The sequence below is a fragment of the Paenibacillus koleovorans NBRC 103111 genome (assembly GCF_004000845.1).
Lineage (GTDB): Bacteria > Bacillota > Bacilli > Paenibacillales > NBRC-103111 > Paenibacillus_AA > Paenibacillus_AA koleovorans.
Genome location: NZ_BIMA01000279.1, coordinates 1 through 524, shown reverse-complemented (window position 1 = coordinate 524; position 524 = coordinate 1). Strand labels below are relative to the sequence as shown.

The 524-nt window shown below is 62.0% G+C and carries 1 protein-coding gene; it reads right to left on the bottom strand.

Annotated elements, in window-relative coordinates:
* The coding region (locus tag PKO02S_RS32150; protein ID WP_164821843.1) for an IS66 family transposase at positions 1 to 524 on the bottom strand (524 nt) is incomplete at both ends.

Genomic DNA, 524 nt, shown 5'->3' with positions numbered 1-524 from the left:
TGCAGCAGGTGCGCTTTCATCCGCTCGTACACAGGGTTCAGCCATTGAGCGCCGTGAAGTACCCAATTCGCCATCGTCTGCCGGGACAGCTCAACCCCAAACCGGGCCCACTGCTGTTCCTGTCGATAGAGCGGCATCCCTTCCACGTATTTCTGACTCATGATGTGCGCCACGCTGGAAGGGGAGGCGAGACTGCCCGGCTGGACGGGACGGGGCATCGTGGCCGTGACGATCGGCGTTTCAATGCCGGTGCGCTCACACCGGCGGCATCCGTAGACGAAACAAACATGCTCCACCACTATCGCTTCGGACGGAATCACCTTGAGTTCGCGCCTCACTTCGGTGCTCATCTCGTGCAGCGCGCCTCCGCAGCACGTGCAGATTTGCTCTTCTTCAGGCACTCGATACTCCACGCGTTCGGTACGCAGCCCGTCGAGCTTCACGTCGCGCTGACCCTTGCGCTTTTTGCGCGCGTAGGTGATGGTCTCCAGCGTCGGCTCTTCCTGGCTCGGGTCCGCCTCGGC